This is a genomic window from Rhizobium sp. 05L429 (assembly GCF_056397645.1).
The window spans coordinates 86,655-106,819 of the sequence record NZ_JBFTNV010000017.1 but is presented as its reverse complement, the minus strand read 5'-3'; the positions used below and the strand labels follow the sequence as shown (position 1 = coordinate 106,819).

Genomic DNA, 20,165 nt, shown 5'->3' with positions numbered 1-20,165 from the left:
CGTCAAGGCTTATCAACTTTCCGCGATTGATAAGCCTGCCTAATAGGGCCAATCAAGTTTGATCGGCTCATGCTGCGGCGCACCATCGCGTACCCTGACCTCTTCGCATCGTCAGGGAAGACTTGCAGAATGAAGATCCTAAGAAAGAGCATTGCCTTGGCCGCGGCGATATTGGTGACGCTCACCGGATATCCGGTCCGCGCCGAGGAGAACCGCGTCCAGTTCCCGCCTGATCTCGGGGCTCTCGTCCACTACACCACGGTTCGTCGCGGTGACGTGACCGAACACATCATGACTACCCCTGATGCGCTCGAGGCGGCCAGGAAGGGGCAGCCCATTCCCGATGGTACCCATTTCGTGCTTGTCGACTACCGTGACGGCAAGGTCTACCGCTACTTTGTCATGCAGAAGGGCAAAGACTGGGGGAAGGACTACGACGAAGACCGTCAGACGGACGACTGGCAGTTCCAGTGGTTCTGGGCCGACAAGTCGGTGAACATGGACGAGAACACCGCCCGCTGTCAGTCCTGCCATTCGTCGCGATCCGACAGCAGTTTCCTCTATACCTTCGACGCGCTCGGTGCCTTCGACGGCAAGGTGTTCGAATGAGTCCGGTGTTCCAGACCCGGCTCGTTCTGGATTTTGTGGCAGTCGGGTTCTTCGTGGTGGCGATGGCCTACTGGTGGCTMGACAACCGCACGCACGAACTTGTCGGAACAGTCATGTTTGCTCTGCTTTTCCTTCACAACGTCTTCAACCGCCATTGGTGGGGCAGGCTACCGAAGACGAGGCGCGCGTCACGGCCATGGATCACGGTGGTTCTCAATCTGACGCTCCTGGTTTCCATGGTCGCTCTCATGAGCACCAGTGTGCTCGTTTCCCAATCGCTGTTCAGGCAGGTTGCCGTCGGCGGCGCGACCGCCCGCGAAATCCATATTCTCGCGGCTTACTGGTCGCTGGTCGTCGTAGCCCTTCACCTGGGACTGCACTGGTCGATCGTCATGAACGTGGCGCGCGCCATCCTGGGCATCTCAGGGAAGAATGCCACACGCACTCTGGCGCTCAGGCTTGCGTCCGTCGGCATTGCCGTGCATGGCGTGCACAGTTCTTTCGAACTCGGGATATGGCCGCGGTTGCTCAACCTTCCAACCATGCAATTCTGGGATTTCAACGAGGACGCGGTTGGCTTCTTCATCCACCTGGGGTCGATCCTAGGTTCGTTCATCGTGCTAGGGCATTACAGCATGGTTGCCATTGGCMTTCGCCCGCGGCGTACCGATCCTGCGGTGCACCCTAAATGACATGGCTGCAATCGGCGCGATGCGTATCCGGGTTCGGATCCAAATAAGMTGGCGGATATTCGTCCGTTACAATTCGAGATCAAGCTGGGCCTGCTGGTGCGTATTGCCGGCTCCTGCGCCTGTCAGCGAAGAAAGCGTCACGCCGAGCAGGCGCACAGGGCGCTTGAACGGATAGACGGTCGCAAGAAGTGCTGATGATGCGTCGAGGATTTCAGCCACGTTGGCGAACGGGACTGCCTCCGTTCGACTGCGCGTTGCCTGGGTGAAGTCCGAATATTTGATTTTCACGGTCACCGTCTTGCCGCCGATGCCCTGCGCCTCGCAGTAGCGCCAGACCTTTTCGGCAAGCGGCCTCAGTTCTGCGTTGGCAAGATCGAGATCGATGATGTCTTCGATAAAGGTGTCCTCGGCACCGACGGATTTTCTGATCCGATCGGGCTTGACCTGTCGCTCGTCGATGCCGCGGGCAATGCCATAAAAATATGGTCCTGACTTCCCGAAATGCTCCTGCAGGAAAGCAAGCGATTTCGATTTAAGATCGGCGCCGGTCTCGATCCCGTATTTCCGCATACGCTCGGCGGTGGCTGGCCCCACGCCATGGAATTTATTGATCCGGAGGGCCTCGACAAATGCTGGCCCGTTCTTGGGCGTGATGACGGCCTGACCATTAGGCTTGTTAAGGTCGCTCGCCATCTTGGCCAGGAACTTGTTGTAGGAAATCCCGGCCGACGCGTTGAGGCCGGTGACCTGCTTGATCTTTGCACGGATCTCCAGTGCAATCTCGCTGGCGATCTCCATGCCCTTGAGATTTTCGGTGACGTCGAGGTAGGCCTCGTCGAGGGATAGCGGCTCGATCAACGGCGTGTATTCCGCAAAAATCTCACGGATCTGTTGGGACACTGCCTTGTAGATGTCAAAACGCGGCGGCACGAAAATCAGATCCGGGCATTTGCGCTTGGCGGTTACCGAGGGCATCGCCGAGTGAACACCGAATTTGCGCGCTTCGTAGCTCGCCGCCGCCACCACGCCGCGGGCGGCCGATCCACCGACGGCAATCGGTTTGCCACGCAATTCCGGGTTATCGCGTTGCTCAACCGACGCATAAAACGCGTCCATGTCGACATGCACGATTTTTCGGACGGGTGATGAACTCATGTCGTTCATGGCGGCTTCAGCGATCGGAAAGGCATTTATATTATTATGCCGAAACAAAAAGAGAACATAGCAGGCTTTGCTGCGATTTCAACGATTTCGATATGGCGGTTGCCGCGCCGCGAAGCTACCGGCCGCCGAAGGCCTTTTCGTCCTTTGAATATCATCCTCAGCAGTCGGACGTCGGCGTCGCCCTGTGGGTGCTCTAACGTTGGCGGGCCGGCAGGACAGCTGGCGCGATCACCCGATAGGGTTAGCGTGGTATGTATTGTAGAATGTGCGGATATACGCATAATTTCTGCGGCTGGCGCTGCCAGGCAAGATCGTCGAGGCTCTGGGGGATCCCATGGAAACAATCGTCGAAGACGCCCATGCCGGCGTAGTGTCGCCCGAACTCGTAGTCGACGCACTATTTGCATGCCGAAAGACTGCAGCGATCAGGGCGGCCATCGAGCTCGATCTCTTTACTCATATCGGCGAGGGCAAAACGGCAGCATTGCTGGCATCGGCAACAAGCGCCTCGGAGCGTGGGGTGCGTATCCTGTGCGACTACCTCGTGGTACATGGTTTCCTGACGAAGGAGAGCGGACAGTACCGAATGACGCCCTCGACCAGAATGTTCCTCGATCGCAATTCGCCGGCCTATATGGGCTCTGCCGTCGAGTTCGTCGCTGCACCCGAAATACTGGATAATTTTCTGCGCGATCCGGCCGCCGCCGTGCGAAACGGTGGTTCGGCCGGGCTTGCGAACATGTCCCCAGATAACTCCGTTTGGGTGAAGTTTGCGCGCGGCATGGGCTCGTTTACCGGGCTCAGCGCCAAAATACTGGCTGGCGAAATCTCCGGCTGGCCGAGCCCTCCCAAAAAGGTTTTGGACATCGCTGCAGGTCCAGGCGTTTTCGGGATCGAAATTGCGAAGGCCTTTCCATCGGCGGAGATCGTCGCCGTCGACTGGGCTGCGGTGTTGGAGCTGTCGCGGCAGAATGCGAAAAAAGCCGGTGTGGCTGACCGGTACCGGACGATCGCCGGCAGCGCCTTCGATGTGGAATGGGGCGCGGGTTATGATCTCGTCCTACTTCCGAATTTTTTGCACCACTTCGATTTGCCGACATGTGCCCAACTGTTACGAAAGATCATCTCGAGCCTGGCAGAGGATGGTCGGATCGTTGCGGTCGATTTCGTGCCGAACGAAGACGGCGTGTCGCCGCCTTTTCCCGCGGCGTTCTCTTGGGAGATGCTTGTCGGCACGCCGGCGGGCCAAGCCTATACGCAAAGTGAGCTGACCGAAATGGCAAGACTGGCTGGCCTTGCCGGCGTCATGGTCAAACCGATGCCGCCAACTCCGGCAAGCCTCATTCTCTTCGAATAGCCGATCGACCGCCGCCTGCGTCGCCCAACCCGGCCAGTGATGCCGCTATCGGATAGGCTGCGGTCACGACCGGCAGGACGAGCCGGCTTGGATAGGAGGTCCCGGAAAAGATGCGCTGCTCGGCCGTCGCGAAATCCGATTGCCTCGCAAGAGTGGAAGCGATGCCAGACTGCGGATTGCGATCGAAACGCGGGAAGTTCGAGGAGGCGATCTGCAGCCGTAGCCGATGCCCCTTCTTCAGCAAGCGGCTCATATGTCCGAGGCGGATGGAGATCTCCTGAGGTTCGTCGCTCGCTTCGCTTCGGTTCCATCGCAGGATCCCATCGACAATGCCGACGCTTTTTCCATCCGAATCGACCTMGCACAGCTTGGCCGTCCAGTCACAGGTCATGGCCGAAGTCGTGACCCAGAGGCTCGCCGTCACCAGCCCCGTCACCTCCAGATCGTCGCGAAGTGGATGACCGGTAAAGACCAGGACGTCTTCTCGTGTCTCAATCCCCGTCTGATCGCGCGGTCCTGAATTGCGGCCAAGAAGCAGGCCGGGCAGAAATGTCGCACCGCCAATGCTCGGCACCGGGGTCGACGGATCGGACATGTAGCTGCTGGTCGCTTTCGCACCCGGTGCCGTACCCAGCGCGCCTCGGCTGCAATCGAGAAAATGCGGTACGGCGATCGTATCAGGAAGCGGCCAGTCGGGAGCAGCGTGCCAGCTGTTGGAACCCGAACGGAAATATCGGACCATCGGCGATCTCGGCTGACGGCCCTGGAGAACGCTGTCGAAAAAATCCAGGTTCTCTTCCACAAGGTCGACGCTTGATGCGGCATAGCCGAGCCACTCCTCGCCCTGCCAGTCGCTCGGATTGCCATGAGACCAAGGGCCGATGATGAGCCGGTCCGGCATCTGGCTGTTGCCCGCCCAGCGCGATTTCGCCTGTTCAAAAAGCTCGATAGAACCTTCCAGGAAGAGGTCGTTCCACCCGGCGACGACGAGCATCGCGGTGTGGTTTGTTCGGGTCCAGTCGAGCCGGTCAGTTCCGGGCCTGCTGTCGACCGCCTGCGGATCGAACCAGTCGCGAACGTAGGGTGCAAGCTCTGTGATCGCTTCATCGAGGATTGGCAGCCTCGCGAATGCCGCAGCAGGATCTCGCTGCAAAAGTTCGAGCAGCGCCTGCACACGGTCGCGCATATCGGCTGGCATCGCCGCCATTCGATGCTGGATATGATCGGCCCCAAGCGACTCGATCACCCACAGCAGCAGAAATGCAAGTTCGAGGGCACCGCCGCGATACATCCATGTTTCGCCGTGGCGTGCGGTCGTCAGTTGCGGCGCAATCGCCGCCAGCCCCACGGGATCCTCTTGGAGCGCCAGCACCTGCGTTGCGCCGACATACGACGCCCCGAACATTGCGACCTTTCCGTTGCAGAAGGACTGGCGTCGCAGCCATTCGATCGTGTCGGCACTGTCACGTCCTTCGAATTTGAAGGGAACGAAATCGCCGTCCGACTGATAGCGGCCGCGCGTATCCTGGACCGCGATCGCATAACCCCGGCGTAGCGCCGTCTGGAATTCCAGGGCGGAAATATATTGCGAGCCGAAGGGCGTTTCCTTGCGATAGGGAGTGCGTTGCAGAAGCACCGGGCAGGCGCCGTCCGACGCGGGAAGCCAGATATCGGTCTTCAGGATCACGCCGTCACGCGTTGCCACATCGACATTGTCGAGCAGCCTGAACGTTGCCTGTTTCGTCATGGTTCCTCAGCGCCTTCCGACGAGTCGCTGCCGTAACTGGTCAAAGGATACTGCAAGAATGAGCAGAATGCCGGTAGCAGCTTGCTGCCAGGAAGAATTGATGTTCATCAGCGTCAGGCCATTGTTCAAGACACCGACGATCAGCAGGCCGATCACCGTGCCGAACATCGTTCCGGTGCCGCCCTTCAACGATGTTCCACCGAGAATGACGGCGGTGACGACCGCGAGTTCCAGACCGAGGCCGGTCGTGCCGGATGTTGAGCCGAGCTGCGAGGCACTCATCAGTCCGCCGAGCCCGATAAAGGCGCCCGATAACAGGAAACTTGAGAAGACCACGCGCTTCGTCTTGATGCCAACCAGCCGCGCCGCATTTTCATTGGCGCCGATCGCATAGATGGACCGGCCGAACACGGTGCGCTTGAGGACGATGYCGATGACGATCGCCACGAGAATGAAGACCAGCGCCGACAGCGGGATATTGAAGAAGGGGCGCCAGATTGCCCAATCGAAATTGGCGATCAGCAGATTCTTGCCCCCGCCGATCGACTGGGTCAGTCCTCGGAAGATTGCCAGCGTCCCGAGCGTGGTGATCAGCGCATTAACGCCGATTTTTGTKACCAGAAAGCCGTTGATCACGCCGATGCCCATGCCGACGACCAGCGCGAGGGCGCTTGCCGGCACGATGCCGATACTGTTGACGGTCAGGGCCATGACAAGCGCCACGAAGGCAACACCGCTGCCGACCGACAGATCGAACTGGCCGGCAATCAGCAGCATCGTTCCGCCGGCAGCGAGCACGCCAGTTATGGACAGTGCGGTGATCACGTTGACCCAGTTGCCCCAAGTCAGGAAATAGGGCGAGCTCAACGAAAAGAAGACGATTTCCGCGAGCAGGAAGGCGAGAAGGGCCGCCGATTCCGGTGTCTTGCGAAAGAAGCTGGCCTTGTCACCATTCGCGTCAGTGTCCGCCATGGTTGTCATGGCCTCGGTTTGAAGCTTGTCATGCATGGACACCGCCTCCTGCGGCCTCTGTCAGGGCTTCGGTCGAAATACGCTCATGCGGAATTTCCGCGATCAACTGTCCGCGCACGAGCACCAGCGCGCGGCTGGCGACCGCATTGATGTCTTCATAGTCGGAGGTCGCGATGATGATGGCATGGCCCTTGACCGTAAGTTCCGCCAGCACACGATAGATCTCCTGGCGGGCGCCGACATCGACCCCGCGCGTCGGCTCCGTCAAGACAAGGATTTTCGAACCCGCCTCAAGCCAGCGGCCGAGCAACACCTTCTGCTGATTGCCGCCGGACAATTCGGTAATCGTCTGGCTGCCGGACGCGTCCGCCTTTACACGCAGCTCCCGGTGCCATCTGGAATAGGCTGCGCGTAGCCGATCGCCGCTCAGCATGCCGTAACGCGCCAGCCGCGACCAACTCGGTGCGGACAGGTTTTCGGCGAGCGTCATGGTGCGCAGAAGCCCCTCGCTTGCCCGATCGGCCGGCAAATGGCCGATGGACGCCGCGATCGCCTCGGCGGGGTGACGAAAGCGCACCGACTTGCCGTCGACGATCAGCGTGCCTTGATCGAACGCCCGTGCACCGACCAGCGATGCGGCGAGCTCCTGAACGCCGGAGCCGACTTTGCCATACATGCCGAGGATCTCGCCGGGGCGCAGCGAGAAGGAGATATTCGAAAAGGCATCGGAGGCGAGGCGATCGGCCTCAAGCACCGGCTGTGCGACGGAGGAGGGGGCGGCAAGCGAGTGGCGCGTATGGGCGACTGCCCGCCCGACCATCGCTTCAATCACCTGTTCCTGGCTGACCTCGCTGGTTGGACGATCGAGCGAAACGCGGCCGTCGCGCAGCACGCAGACACGATCGGCCAGGGCAAAGACCTCGTCGAGCCGGTGGGTGATATAGAGAATAGCGGTTCCGCGTTCGGCCAGACGCCGGATCAGCTGAAAGAGCTTACGCGCCTCAGCGTCCGATAGGGCAGCCGTCGCCTCGTCGAAGATGATGCATTTCGAGGTGCCGATCGTTGCGCGGGCGATCTCGATGATCTGCCGCTCGCCGAGCCTGAGGTTTGCCACTTTCGCCGTCAAAGGCAAGTCGGCACCGAGAAGATCGAGCGCTTCGCGTGCCATCGCCCGCATCGCGCGGCGATCAAGAAGGCCGCCCCTGGTCGGCCACGCGCCAAGCAGGATATTTTCCGCAACCGTCAGGGTCGGGGCATCGGCAATCTCCTGGGCGATCAGTCTTATGCCGGCATCCCTTGCATCGCTCACGCCATGGAAGGATGCTGCCTTGCCGTCCACGGCTATTGTGCCATCGTCCGGCCGGTGGTCACCGGCCAAAATGCGCACGAAGGTAGACTTACCGGCACCGTTTTCCCCGAGCAGGGCGGTGATCGTCCCGCCCGCAAGATCGAGGTCCACGCCATGCAGGACCTCGACCGGGCCGAACGATTTCCGGATGCCGCGCACGGCAAGGAAGTCGGTGGTCATTTGCAGGCATACTCCGGATAGACCCTGGCGATATTTTCAGGCGTGATCAGTTCGTGCGGAACCAGGATCTGGCTGTTGATCTTCCCGCCTTTGATGGCCTTGACAAGATTGGGCACGATCAGGTTCGCATAACGCTCGGGAAAATAGGCGGCTGTCGCGATGAAATGCGGAGCGGTCCAGATCTGGCAATTGTCCGGATCAAAATTCTGAACGCCGAGGTAGAGGTCCTGATTCCGTCCCTGCGTGCGCGCCGCGGCAAGAGCTGCGGTGATGACGTCTTCGTTGATGCCGACGGTGATGATCTTGCCGGCACCGGGCAAGGCAGTCAGGGTATCGGTAAACTGGCGCTGTGCAGCGTCGGCCTGGCCGCCGGCACCGGTGTCGATGATGCGCAGGTTTTGAACCGGTCCGCAGACGGCTTCGAAGGCCTTGCGGATGCCGCCCATGCGCTGGTCGTTGACGACACCGACGGCGGTCGATTCCAGCGAGACGAAAGCATCGTATTCGCAATTGAAATTCTTTGCGAAATACATGCCGAGTTCATGGCCGACGATCTCGCCGGCATAGGAATTGGCAGCGCCGACGAAGGCGGTCTGGCAGGGCTWCTGTTCGATATCGATCGCGATGACCGGAACCTGCGGTCCCTCGGCACAGATGTTGGCTGCCGCTGCCGCGTCCGCTTGGAAGGTGACKAGCCCGTTGACGTTCTGCGTCTTGAATTGACGGACGCAGGACAGTGCCGTTGCTGCATCCATCTTGGAATCGCAGGTCACGAGCTTGAAGCCGGCAGTCTCCGCCGCCTTTTCCATACCGCGCTGCAGCGCATCGGTGAAGGGAACGCCGAGGATGAGTTGCGTGAAGCCGATCGTCAGATCCTTGGCGCTGCCCGGTTCAATCGGCTCGAACTTTGCCACCTCGGCCGGCGGCGTCGGTGCGGGAGCGTCGAGATGAATTTCGGCGGCATGTGCCGTCTGGCCTGCCAGAGCAAGGACGGCTGCGATCAGCAGTCCTTTKAAGCCGCGTCCGCGGACTGGGTCTTTCGAATTCCATGTTGGCATGTCAGGTCCTCCTCACCTGTTGATCTGTTGTTGACCGGGGCGACACCCAGCCTATGCACGAGACTGTTCAGCAGATCTGGACCACCTCGATATCCAGAAGCTTGCCAAATTTTTTGATTTTCGTTGCGATATGTCCGGTGCCGACAGCGCAGTGATGGGCCGGACCCTCAGCGTTCCAATCCTCGACGAAACGGCGGGCACCGATCTCGAACTTGTAACGGCTGTTCGTATTGCCGATCTCCAGGATCGGTCCTGCAACGGACTGGCCCTCGGCGCAGATCAGCACGATCCGGCCCTCACGCTCGATGACCGAGAGAAGCGTCACCGGGCCATGCCGAACGGACATTTCGACACTGACGCCGGATCCAACCTTGCCGTGATAGACCTTCAGCGGCCGGATCTTCGTCTTGCCCTCTGCGACCTTGATATGGCCCGGCCCGTCATGTCCCATGAGCACGACATCCTCGACAAAATCCATGGCGTAATATTCGGTGAAGGATCCGCCGACTCCGAATGTGTCCATGATCTTCATCGCCTGGGCGTTCTTGACCTCGTATTCGCCGGCCACCGGCACGCCTTGCGCCGTTAGCAGGGAGGAGCCGACGATGACCGAGGTGATCACGTCCTCGTATTCATGGCCGGGCGTGGATTCGTAATAATAGGCGAGCGAGCCGAGCTTCTTGTTATCGACGAACTTGCGCAGGGCCACCGCGGTAGCGGCCGCTCGGCGCAATTCGGCCGGATCGCAATCCGCATCGATGTCGAATTCGGCCTTCATCGTCGCAAGCGAGGCCGTGATCTCTTCGTCGGCCAATTCGCGCCGCAGGCGCGCCAGTTCGTCGATCTCGACGATTTCGATATGCGTGCCGAAGGCTGCGGTTTGCGCCGTCAGATCGGAATAGATGTCGAGCATGCCGTTATAGTAGTGCCCCATGACGCCAAGCCGGTTATGTGCCATCACATGGGCGACACGGGCTGCATCGATCCAGTCGGCGATTTCGCGCTCAACATGCGCGTCGCCATGCAGCATGCCCGTGACCTGGTGGAAAGCGACACCGGACCGGCGAAAGACATTGGCGAGTTCCGGGACGGGGCAGGCGCCGCAATGGGCGAGCCATTCACCGGTCATCCTCGTGCGGTCGCCGAGTGCGTTGACGCGGCGATAGTCGATCGCGGCTTCCGGCTGCAGATTGAGGATGATGACCGGAACGCGTGCCCGGCGCACAACGGGCAGGACCGTGGATGAAAGCGCGTAGGTCGTCACATGCAGGAAGATGATATCGACATCGGCTTCGCGGAAGCGATGGCCAGCCTCCAATGCCTTTTCGGGCGTATCGATCAGGCCAAGGTTGACGACGTCGATATCCGGGCGGGCAAGCTTCCCGGCCATCTGCCCGACATAGGCTGAAAGTCTTTCTTCCAGCCCCTCGAATTGGGGCCAATATGTTGCAAGGCCTATCCCGAACAGGCCAACCTTCAGCTTGCGGTCCGTCATGCGCGGTCCGACGCCGGGCAATGAACTGGGCATGGCAGCAGGCATAGCCCGGCTGCGCTCAGCAACGAAAACACTGACATTTCTCCTCCAGAGCCGCAATTGGAGTTGCGGTTCGATCATCTGCCTTCAGCGGCAACTTGCGCTGTCGGTTCCGTCCTCTTGATAAACCGTAGCATCGCCGATGCCAGTTGACATCACGCTCATTTCTTCAAAAATGATCTGAAGCATACAAAAAATGATCCTCGGAAAAGTTACATGACACAGAATTATTTCCTCTATTTACCCGATAATCGGCTGTGTTCTGCCTGGGGATGCACGGCAATCTCCAGCGGGCATACGAAAATCCTGCCTCATTCCATATATCCTCCCATTCGCCATCCAGACGATCATCATTTCGACTGGAAGAGGGGCCGTATCCTGCAGGCCTATCAGGTCATCTTTATCGCGGAAGGACGCGGCCTGTTCGAATTCGGACGCCGCGGCAGGCGCCAGCCGGTCGAGGCCGGGTCCATTGTCCTTCTGTTTCCTGGCGTCTGGCATCGCTTCGCGCCCGATCCCGAGCTGGGCTGGACTGAAAACTGGATCGAATGTCGCAGCACGGCTTTCGATTTCGCCCGAACCGCTGGATTGATTGACCCCGCGCATTCCGTGCTGCCGTCGAGCCCGGATTTCGCGGCCGTTTTCGAAAAGATCCACAGCCTCGCGGTGGAGGAGGGGCTTGCCAATCAACCGCTTCTTTCAACCCTCGGCTTGCAGCTTCTGGCTTTGCTCTCCCAACAACGAGAGCTGGCATCGGCCGCGCCGGCGGATCGTCTCGTGGAACGGGCACGCGTCATCCTGATGGAGCGCTGCACGCAGCGAGTATCGGTCGAGGATGTCGCCCAGGAACTTGGTGTCAGCTATTCGTATTTTCGGCGCGTCTTCCGCGAGAGGACGGGCGTCTCGGCCAAACAGCACCTCGTATCCCTAAGAATACGGCGGGCGCAGGATATTTTCGCCAATACGGATAAATCTATCAAGGAAGTGGCCGGGCTCCTGGGCTTCAGCTCGGCTTTCCATCTGTCTTCACAATTTCAACTCCTCGTGGGATGCAGCCCATCCGAATACAAGCGCCGTTCCAGCTGCGGTGAGTGAGATTAAATGTCGTCGAGATCCCAAAGCGTTTGCGCCCACGTCTCGCCAAATTCCTATCTGGCACCCTGTCATTGGGCCGACAGGTCATCCACGGAGCCTTCTCGCGGAAGGGAGCGGGCTTACCGATGCTGCTCGTGGTCCTTTTCGACGCCGACATTCCAACGGTTGAGCGTCCACTTCTCAAATTGGACCCGCCAGCGTCTATGACGTCATCAGGCCCAGCTCGAGCTGCCTTTTCTTCGGCAGGCCCCGCGAGACGATGAGATGCGACTCGCAGATGTAGTCGCGCAAGCTGGCGTCCGAGAGGCCGGGTTTTGCGAAGTGCTGGATCCACTTCATGCCGCGCGATGCGAGATACGGGGCGGGCCGCAAACCAGGTTGTTCCTTCAGCATCTCATAAGCAATTTCGCTGACTTTGAAGGTGAAACGTGGTTCGTCGTCGTGCCAACCGCCAATCGCGAAAACCTTGCCGCCGACTTTCCAGACATGCGACCCGCCCCATTGGACGACGTAGCTCGTCGCCGGCAGCATGCCGCAAAACGCATTGTAATCCTCGTATGTCATAACTCTCACTCCGGCCGGCCGCCATCATCCGACTCATCATGGCATGTCGATCGCGGATCCGTACGTCGTCGAGTGCAGACTACGCCACTCATGCTTCACTCGAATACCACCCGCCTCTGGCGCTGATTCTTGTCAAACCGAGGACCTGACTCCATCCACTCGCAAATGCCGCTTTCTGATCCGTGGCGATAGCACAAGACGAACCGCTGCTGAACGTTGCCGTCAGCTTCTGTTTCGTGGCACGCGCAGGGGAAGCTGTTGCTCCTCCTTGAATAAGCGAAATCTGTGCTGCGCGCGACCGTCGCTCGCCATGGCGTTCTACTATTGCTTTGTGACCACCGGAGGGTGAAGAGACGCCGAGCCGGAACTGCGCGAGGCGATCGGACAGTGCCGTAACTTCGGTCGTGAGCGTATGGGACGCAGCATTCGACTCCTCGACCATTTTTTAGGCTGCCGCCGACGACTCTGCTGCCGCTGAATTTCCTGATCAACCTAGAACGGATGACAGAAATTCACGCGTCCGCTCCTCTTGCGGCGCGCCGAATATCTTTTCCGGTGCACCCTGCTCGCAGATGCGACCCTTATCGAAAAAGCAGACGCGATCGGACACTTCTCGGGCAAAGCGCATTTCATGAGTGACGAGCAGCATGGTCAGATCATGTTCATGCGCCAGTCCGCGGATGACGGAAAGCACTTCGCCCACCAGTTGCGGATCAAGTGCCGAAGTCGGTTCATCGAAAAGCAGAACCCGTGGACGCATCGCAAGCGCACGGGCAATTGCCACACGCTGCTGCTGCCCGCCGGAAAGCTGCGCCGGGTACTGGTCCTTCTTATCCGCCAGCCCCACCATCTGCAGCAGTTCAATCGCCCGCGCCTCCGCTTCCGCCCGCGCCATTCCCAGCACCCGCACCGGTGCTTCGACAACGTTGCGAAGCACCGTCATGTGAGGAAAGAGATTGAAGCTCTGGAAGACCATGCCGACGTGATTGCGGATCTGACGCAGGTGTTTTTCCGACGCTTGGAAAGGCCCTTTGCCTCCCGGCTCGTGGTAGGGCGTACCAGCAAGCGTCAGCTTGCCTTCCTGGAAGGGTTCGAGTGTCATCAGAATACGCAGGACCGTCGACTTGCCGGAGCCTGACGGTCCGATGAGCGTGACTTTCTCACCCTTCGCAACGCTGAAATTGAAGTTGTCGAGCACCGTCAGAATGCCGAAGCGCTTGGTGACGTCGGAAAACTCAATGATGGGCGGATCGATGTTATTGGTCATCGCAAGGGTATTCCTGCTTTTGGAAGCGCTTTCTGCAAGCGGTGGAGGCCTGCCGAGCAGATCAGCGTCAGCAGAAGGAAGATCAGGCCGACAAGCGTCAGCGGCACGAGATATTCGAAAGTGCGTTCGCCGATCATGTTGGCAAGCCCCATCATCTCGAGAACGGTGACCACGGAGAGGACCGGCGTTTCCTTGATCATAGCCACGAGATAATTGCCCATGGCCGGCACGATGCGCGGAATGGCCTGGGGAAGGATGATGTCGCGATAGGTCTGCATACGCGTCAGATTGAGCGCGGTTGCTGCTTCCCACTGGCCACGATGCACGGCTTCAATGCCGCCGCGATAGACCTCCGACGTATAGGCCGCATATTGCAGACCGAGTGCCAGCGCACCGGTGAGGAAGGCGGGCAGCACGATGCCGAAATCGGGCAGTACGTAGTAAAGGAAGAACAACTGCACCAGAAGCGGCGTATCGCGCAGGAACTCGACGATGAAGGCGGTCGTCCAGGAGATAACCTTGATGCGGCTGCGGCGCAGCAAGGCAAACACCAGGCCAAGCACCAGGGCAATCGCAAAGCTGGCGGCTGCCGCCTTCAATGTGACCGTCAGACCAATCAGGATGATGGGAAGGATCGAGGTCGTGTAGGTAACCCAGGTCGTCGTGTCCCATTCGTAACCGTACATCATAACGGTAAAGTCCTCACGAGTGGCTGCCGCGGGGGAAGACGTCGCCGCGTCGCACGAAATGCTCGATCACACGGATCGCAACCATCAAGAGGAGCGACATGGCGAAGTAGCAGACGAGCGTGATCGAATAGATGCTGGCGCTATCGAGCGTCATGTTGCGGATCGACTGGGCTGCGAAGGTGAGATCGGCGATCGAGATCAGCGAAACCAGCGAGGAAAGCTTTAGCGTTTCGATCGCGAGATTGCCGAATGCCGGCATCATCTCGACGACCGCCTGCGGCAAGGAAATGCGAAACAGCGTCTGGAAACGGTTGAAATTCAGCGCGCGGGCGGCTTCCAGCTGCTGCGCTGAGACAGACGAGAGCGCGCCGCGCACGATTTCCGCGCCGTAGCCGCCGGCATGCGCGGCGAGCACCAGAATGCCCGTCGTGATCGGATCGAAACTMAAGCCGACAAGCGGCAACGCATAGTAGAACCAGAAAAKCTGGACAAAGAGCGAGGTGCCGCGGAAGACCTCCGTATAACACAGCGCGATAGCCGATAGGATCGGTCCGCCCTCAACACGCAGTATGCCGAACACAAAAGCGAGCACCGCGCCGATGGCGATCGACGCCAATGTAATTGTCATCGTGACGATCGCACCTTGCCAGAGCATCGGCAGGTAGGCTGTCCAGCCCATCCGGAAATCTCCCGATTTTTACGAATGGCGCTCGATTGGGATCGAGCGCCTTCTGCCATTACTTGCCGGCGCAGAGGTCGGCGACGTTCTTTCCTGCAGCCGCGGCGATACTCTGTTCTGAGACGCCGTACTTGAGAAGGATCTTCTTGTACTCGTCCGTCTTGCGAAATTCGACARGGGCTGCATTGAAGGCGTCTCGAAGCTCCTTGTCTTCAGGGCGGAAGGCGAAGCCGCCGTAGTTGCGCACCGGTGCACCTTTGACGATCGGATCTTCAAACGGTGCTACCTGCTCGACCTGGGCCTGGTCCTTGGCGAGTGCGGCGACAGTCAGCTCGGTCGCCGCATACGCGTCAGTTCGACTTTGAACGGTCGGGATAGCGTCGGCATTGGCTGGGATGAAGACGATCTGCTCATCCTTGACGCCAACGGCGCGCAGGAAGTCCACATTGTTGGCGCCCGAAACGACAGCCACGGTGAGCGAAGGATCCTTGGCGATGTCTGCGTAGGTTTTTAGCCCCTTAGGATTGCCCTTCTTGACCAGAAGCCCTTCGCCATAGGACGAGTTTGGCTCGGTGAAGGCCACCTGCTTGCACCGTTCCGGCGAGATGTTCTGCTCGGCGGCGGCAAAATCGAAGCGTTTTGCCTTAAGACCCGGGATGAGTGTGCCAAATGGCGTGACGGTCCAGTTGGTTTCTTCGATTCCCATCGACTTCAGCACGGCGTTCGCAACATCAGGACCGATGCCGGCGGAGGTGCCGTCGGGTTGCATGTAGGAATAGGGCACTTCGTTGGCCGTCGCGGCGCGGATATATCCCTCCTTTTTGACCTCTTCGACGGTGAGCGCGCTGGCAGATGTGATTCCAATGCTAAGAGCGAGGGCAGAGAGCCCGGCGATTTTCATGATATGCATGCGAATACTCCTCTGGTTGGGTTTTCGTGGTCCGTTTTCGGATCTCACGGGGTTTTGTGGTTGGTTTTCTCCGTGATCGTGGCGATGACGGAAAGGCAGTCTCCGGCCTTGATCAGGCCGGGTACGTGGCGCGCCGCGAGCACGCCGTCCATGGAGGCGCGGTACTCGATCGGCTTGATGCCGGTTTTTCCGATGGGATAGACGCAGGCGATGATCTCGCCGGTCCTGACGGGATCGCCGAGATCAAGTGCAAATGCGATCAATCCCTCATCCTGGGCGAAGCTGAAGCAATCGCTCGATGGCATATCCAGCCAACTGCTCGGCCGAGCGTCTGGTACCCCCTTCAGAATTCCGGCGTGACGCAGGAGGTTGAGGCTGCCCTGTCGGGCAATGCCGATGGATCTTGCGCTGGCAGTGCCCGCACCGCCGAGCTCGGTAGTGACGAAAACCTTGCCCATCTCTTCGACCGTCGTATCGAGCATGCCGACCGCATCGATCTCCAGCATCTTCATCGAGTAGGGTGCAGCGAAAGCCGCAACGGCATCAAAACAGCGCGCTTCCTGGGCCTTGTCGGGCAGTTCGTGTGCTGCGGCATAGGGCAGAAAATCCAGTGTCTTGCCGCCCGAATGGAAGTCGAGCACGATGTCGGCGAGTGGTATCAGATGGCGGGTGACATAATCCGCGATCTTTTCCGTGACCGTACCATCCGGGCGACCCGGAAAGCTGCGATTCAGGTTTCCGCGATCAATCGGCGACGTGCGTGTGCCGGCGCGAAACGCGGGATAATTGAGCGCCGGGACGATGATAATACGCCCGCTCACCTGCGCCGGATCCAGCGTTTGCGCCAGTTCGAAGAGGGCCGCCGGACCTTCATACTCGTCGCCATGATTGGCACCGGTGAGAAGAGCGGTCGGGCCTTCCCCGTTGGAAATGACGCAGACCGGGATCATCACCGAGCCCCAGGCGCTGTCATCACGGCTATAGGGCAGGCGTAGATGCCCGTGCTGCACGCCCTTCGCGTCGAAATCGACGGAAGGGGTGATCGGCGAGGGGCGGGGCGTGCTGGTCAGCATCGCATCAGCCCTTCACGAACAGCTGGCGTGGCACGTTCGACAGGCATTCGACGCCGGTTTCGGTGATCGCGATGCTCTCGGTGATTTCCAGCCCCATATCTTCGAGCCAGAGACCGGTCATGAAATGGAAGGTCATACCAGGCTTCAACTCCGTGCGGTCGCCGGGGCGAAGGCTCATGGTGCGTTCGCCCCAGTCCGGCGGATAGGACAGACCGATCGGATAGCCGGTGCGGTTGTCCTTGATGATCCCGTATTTCTTCAACACGGCGAAGAAGGCATTGGCGATGTCTTCGCAGCTATTGCCCGGCCTTGCTGCGGAAAGACCGGCTTCCATGCCTTCGAGCGTCGCCTTTTCCGCGTCGAGAAAGGCCTGCGTCGGCTTGCCCAGGAATACGGTACGCGACAGCGGGCAATGGTAGCGCTTGTAGGCGCCGGCGATCTCGAAGAATGTTCCTTCGCCCAAGCGCATCGGCTTGTCATCCCAGGTCAGATGCGGGGCGGAGGCGTCAGCACCCGACGGCAGAAGCGGCACGATTGCCGGATAATCGCCGCCGAATTCCGACGTGCCACGAATGCCGGCATCATAGATCTCTGCAACGAGATCGCATTTGCGCATGCCGGGTTCGATGACGTCGACAATGCGCTTGTGCATCAGCTCGACGATCTTGCCTGCCTTGCGCATATAGTCGAGCTCTGTCGTGCTCTTGACCGCGCGCTGCCAGTTGACGAGGCTTGCCGCATCCTTGAAGCGGGCATTGGGCAGATGCTTCTGCAGGGATGCGAAGGCGGCTGCCGAGAAGTAGTAATTGTCCATCTCAACACCAACCGTGAGGCTGGCCCATTTGCGCTCATCGATGATCTGCGCCAGGAGATCCATCGGGTGGCGTTCGGTCGACTGGACGTAGTGATCCGGATAGCCGACGATATTGTCATGGTGCAGGTAGGCGGTGCGCTTTGCGCCATTGGCGTCCTGCTTGCGGCCGTACCAGATTGGTTCRCCGCTCGGCGGCACCAGAACGCACTGATGCACATAAAAGGACCAGCCATCATAACCGGTGAGCCAGTGCATGTTAGATGGATCGGTGACGATCAGGAGGTCGATCCCCGCCGTTTCCATCGCATGACGGGTTTTGGAAAGGCGCGCGGCATATTCCTCGCGCGTAAAGTTCAGCGTCACGCTCACGCTGCATCTCCCATTTTGATGTCGTTTTCGATCGTCTGGCCGCTTCCCGCGTCTTTCGCCCGGGCAAGGGCCAGATTGGCGATGGCAGTATCCTGCACGCCGGTGCCTGTGAGGTCTGCGAAGGTTATTTCATCTGCGCTCGAGCGGCCGACTGCCTTGCCGGCGATGACAGCTCCGAGTTCGGCAAACTGCCGGTCCGGCGTGACTGCGCCGGTCTTGATGGCATGGTGCAACTCGCCGAGGATGCGGGTCTGCGAGAGCCGATCCGCGACGTAAGTCGCCCGAGCAAAGGCGGCCGGATCGATTTCGTTCTTGTGCTCTGCATCCGATCCCATGGCGGTCAGATGCTGACCAGGTTCGAGCCATTCAGCCATCAGGATCGGCTGTTCTGCGGGCGTCGTCGTGACGATAGTATCTGCACCACGGACGGCTTCGCGCGGATCGCCAATGGCGGCGACCTCGATCCCGTGGTCGCGAGCGACGTCAGTGGCAAGCTTCTGCGCCTTTGCGTGGTCGCGTGACCAGATGCGCGCCGCTGTGATCGGGCGCACAAGCAGGAGAGCCGCGAGCTGCAGCCGCGCCTGCATGCCTGCACCAAAGATCGTCGCGACGCAGGCGTCTTGGCGTGACAGGTGCCGCGCGGCGACCGCACCGGCGGCTGCCGTGCGCACATCCGTGAGATAACCGTTGTCGAGAAAAAGGGCTTCGACCAATCCAGTCTTGGCGCTCAGCAGGATCATCAGCCCGTTGAGGCTCGGCAGACCGATCTTGGGGTTGTCGAAGAATCCGGGGCTGACCTTGATGGCGAACCCGTCAAAGCCCGGCACGTAGGCCGTCTTGACGTCCACTTCACCACGAAAGTCCGGAATGTCCAGGCGCAGGATCGGAGGCATGGCAACGGCTTTGGTGGCGAGCGCAGCAAAGGCCTGCTCGACGCAATCGACGGCGGAGACGTCGAGCTTGACGATGGCGCGAAGGTCTTTCTCCATCAGGATGCTGATGCGGCTCATGGGGCGGCCCTCGCGACGATTTTCTGGTGCAGCGCCGGGTCTATGTTGCCGCCTGAGATGATGATGGCAGTGGGGCCTGACAGTTCGACCTTGTTTGCGAGGATGGCGGCAATGCCGACCGCACCGGCACCCTCGACGGTTATGTTCTCCTGGCGCGCGGCATGGCGGATGCCTTCAGCAATCTCGTCTTCGGTCAAAAGCACGATGTCGTCGAGGAGATGGCGGCAGAGCGTGAAGGTCACATGGTTCGCAAGCCCGATGCCGCCACCAAGCGAGTCCGCCAGCGTCTCCTCCTCGCGGATCGCGACAGGCTTGCCGGCGGCAAGCGCCGCGTGCATGGCTGCCCCGCGCTCCATCGAGATGCCGATGACGCGGATCTCAGGCTTCAAAGCCTTGACGGCAACGGCAATGCCGCCCGCCAGGCCGCCGCCGGAAAGAGGCACCAGCACGGTCGTAAGTTCGGGCAGGGACTCAACAATTTCGAGGCCGATCGTGCCTTGACCCGCAACGACGTTCGCATCGTCGAAAGGCGGGATCGGAGTGAGGCCACGCCTTTCGATCAGGCGTTCGGCTTCGTCTTGTGCGTCGTCCTGCGATGCGCCGACAATGCGGACTTCGGCCCCGAGCGTGCGGATTGCTTCGACCTTATTGGCTGGAACGAGCGACGACATGCAGATGGTGGCCAGAACGCCCAATTCGCGTGCGGCATACGCGACGGCGCGACCGTGATTTCCTGTCGAGGCGGTGACGAGGCCGCGCTTGCGCTCGGCATCACCCAGCGACAGGATCGCATTCATCGCGCCGCGCAGCTTGAACGCGCCGATGGGTTGGCATGTTTCGAGCTTGAGATGGACGGGTTGACCGGTGCGTTCGGAGAGCTTGCTGGAACGAACGAGTGGTGTGCACGCCACCCCGCCGGCGATGCGAGCGGCAGCCTGCTCGATGTCCGCCAGAATGACTGGCAGCACCTTTTCTTCAGTCGATCTGGACAGGATTTCGCTCTTCATGATTGTCATGTTGAGAGCGAAGTAAAA

General features: G+C 59.9%; 19 protein-coding genes. 4 read left to right on the top strand and 15 right to left on the bottom strand.

The features are described 5' to 3' along the window. The first annotated feature begins 129 nt into the window (after window positions 1-129). Window positions 130-609: a cytochrome P460 family protein gene (locus AC1DNW_RS19070; protein WP_477854054.1), complete on the top strand. Its 480-nt coding sequence runs from the start codon at window positions 130-132 to the stop codon at window positions 607-609. Beyond that, entirely contained in the window at window positions 606-1,301 is a 696-nt protein-coding gene (locus tag AC1DNW_RS19065) for a DUF4405 domain-containing protein (protein WP_477854053.1), read from the top strand. The genes AC1DNW_RS19070 and AC1DNW_RS19065 overlap by 4 nt, the downstream gene beginning before the upstream one ends. Window positions 1,302-1,367: 66 nt before the next feature. On the opposite strand, the gene dinB is transcribed toward AC1DNW_RS19065, so the two are convergent. Then, window positions 1,368-2,465 carry a DNA polymerase IV gene (gene dinB / locus AC1DNW_RS19060; protein ID WP_477854052.1) on the bottom strand — a complete coding sequence of 366 codons (1,098 nt, stop codon included), beginning with the start codon at window positions 2,463-2,465 and terminating at the stop codon, window positions 1,368-1,370. Between the two features lie 334 nt (window positions 2,466-2,799). Between dinB and AC1DNW_RS19055 the strand changes: the two genes are divergently transcribed. Next, the gene (locus tag AC1DNW_RS19055; RefSeq protein ID WP_477832176.1) at window positions 2,800-3,822 is read left to right on the top strand and encodes a methyltransferase; all 1,023 of its coding nucleotides are present in this window, start codon (window positions 2,800-2,802) and stop codon (window positions 3,820-3,822) included. Here the strand turns inward: AC1DNW_RS19055 and AC1DNW_RS19050 are convergent. The 5 genes from AC1DNW_RS19050 to AC1DNW_RS19030 form a co-directional block, all read right to left on the bottom strand. Then, the gene (locus tag AC1DNW_RS19050; RefSeq protein ID WP_477854051.1) at window positions 3,806-5,569 is read right to left on the bottom strand and encodes a CocE/NonD family hydrolase; all 1,764 of its coding nucleotides are present in this window, start codon (window positions 5,567-5,569) and stop codon (window positions 3,806-3,808) included. The genes AC1DNW_RS19055 and AC1DNW_RS19050 overlap by 17 nt on opposite strands. Window positions 5,570-5,575: 6 nt before the next feature. Next, entirely contained in the window at window positions 5,576-6,577 is a 1,002-nt protein-coding gene (locus tag AC1DNW_RS19045; RefSeq protein WP_477854050.1) for an ABC transporter permease, read from the bottom strand. Then, window positions 6,570-8,069: a sugar ABC transporter ATP-binding protein gene (locus AC1DNW_RS19040; protein ID WP_477854049.1), complete on the bottom strand. Its 1,500-nt coding sequence runs from the start codon at window positions 8,067-8,069 to the stop codon at window positions 6,570-6,572. Before AC1DNW_RS19040 ends, AC1DNW_RS19045 begins: the two co-directional genes overlap by 8 nt. Beyond that, window positions 8,066-9,127, bottom strand: coding sequence for a sugar ABC transporter substrate-binding protein (locus AC1DNW_RS19035; RefSeq protein ID WP_477854048.1), 1,062 nt, complete (start codon window positions 9,125-9,127; stop codon window positions 8,066-8,068). Before AC1DNW_RS19035 ends, AC1DNW_RS19040 begins: the two co-directional genes overlap by 4 nt. A gap of 67 nt (window positions 9,128-9,194) precedes the next feature. Next, the gene (locus AC1DNW_RS19030) at window positions 9,195-10,622 is read right to left on the bottom strand and encodes an arabinose isomerase (RefSeq protein ID WP_477832180.1); all 1,428 of its coding nucleotides are present in this window, start codon (window positions 10,620-10,622) and stop codon (window positions 9,195-9,197) included. A 255-nt stretch (window positions 10,623-10,877) separates the two neighbouring features. Here AC1DNW_RS19030 and AC1DNW_RS19025 point away from each other — a divergent pair, with 255 nt between their 5' ends. Then, window positions 10,878-11,756 carry a helix-turn-helix domain-containing protein gene (locus AC1DNW_RS19025; RefSeq protein WP_477854047.1) on the top strand — a complete coding sequence of 293 codons (879 nt, stop codon included), beginning with the start codon at window positions 10,878-10,880 and terminating at the stop codon, window positions 11,754-11,756. Window positions 11,757-11,957: 201 nt separating this feature from the next. Here the strand turns inward: AC1DNW_RS19025 and AC1DNW_RS19020 are convergent, their stop codons facing one another. The 9 genes from AC1DNW_RS19020 to eutB all read right to left on the bottom strand — a co-directional run bounded on the left by AC1DNW_RS19020 (window position 11,958) and on the right by eutB (window position 20,147). Then, window positions 11,958-12,320, bottom strand: coding sequence for an MmcQ/YjbR family DNA-binding protein (locus AC1DNW_RS19020; protein WP_477854046.1), 363 nt, complete (start codon window positions 12,318-12,320; stop codon window positions 11,958-11,960). A 487-nt stretch (window positions 12,321-12,807) separates the two neighbouring features. Further along, the gene (ehuA, locus tag AC1DNW_RS19015; RefSeq protein ID WP_113301327.1) at window positions 12,808-13,587 is read right to left on the bottom strand and encodes an ectoine/hydroxyectoine ABC transporter ATP-binding protein EhuA; all 780 of its coding nucleotides are present in this window, start codon (window positions 13,585-13,587) and stop codon (window positions 12,808-12,810) included. Continuing rightward, window positions 13,584-14,276: an ectoine/hydroxyectoine ABC transporter permease subunit EhuD gene (gene ehuD / locus AC1DNW_RS19010; RefSeq protein WP_477854045.1), complete on the bottom strand. Its 693-nt coding sequence runs from the start codon at window positions 14,274-14,276 to the stop codon at window positions 13,584-13,586. Before ehuD ends, ehuA begins: the two co-directional genes overlap by 4 nt. A 13-nt stretch (window positions 14,277-14,289) precedes the next feature. Beyond that, a complete protein-coding gene (gene ehuC, locus AC1DNW_RS19005) occupies window positions 14,290-14,955 on the bottom strand; it encodes an ectoine/hydroxyectoine ABC transporter permease subunit EhuC (RefSeq protein WP_477854044.1) in 666 nt (221 codons plus the stop codon). Window positions 14,956-15,013: 58 nt separating this feature from the next. Then, window positions 15,014-15,865: an ectoine/hydroxyectoine ABC transporter substrate-binding protein EhuB gene (gene ehuB / locus AC1DNW_RS19000; RefSeq protein ID WP_477854043.1), complete on the bottom strand. Its 852-nt coding sequence runs from the start codon at window positions 15,863-15,865 to the stop codon at window positions 15,014-15,016. Window positions 15,866-15,909: 44 nt separating this feature from the next. After that, a complete protein-coding gene (gene doeB / locus AC1DNW_RS18995; RefSeq protein WP_477854042.1) occupies window positions 15,910-16,938 on the bottom strand; it encodes a N(2)-acetyl-L-2,4-diaminobutanoate deacetylase DoeB in 1,029 nt (342 codons plus the stop codon). A gap of 4 nt (window positions 16,939-16,942) precedes the next feature. Beyond that, window positions 16,943-18,121 (bottom strand): ectoine hydrolase DoeA, encoded by a 1,179-nt coding sequence (gene doeA, locus AC1DNW_RS18990; protein WP_477854041.1) that lies wholly within the window; start codon window positions 18,119-18,121, stop codon window positions 16,943-16,945. After that, entirely contained in the window at window positions 18,118-19,131 is a 1,014-nt protein-coding gene (gene eutC / locus AC1DNW_RS18985) for an ectoine utilization protein EutC (RefSeq protein ID WP_115037853.1), read from the bottom strand. Before eutC ends, doeA begins: the two co-directional genes overlap by 4 nt. After that, window positions 19,128-20,147 carry a hydroxyectoine utilization dehydratase EutB gene (gene eutB, locus AC1DNW_RS18980; RefSeq protein WP_477854040.1) on the bottom strand — a complete coding sequence of 340 codons (1,020 nt, stop codon included), beginning with the start codon at window positions 20,145-20,147 and terminating at the stop codon, window positions 19,128-19,130. Before eutB ends, eutC begins: the two co-directional genes overlap by 4 nt. Window positions 20,148-20,165 lie beyond the last annotated feature (18 nt).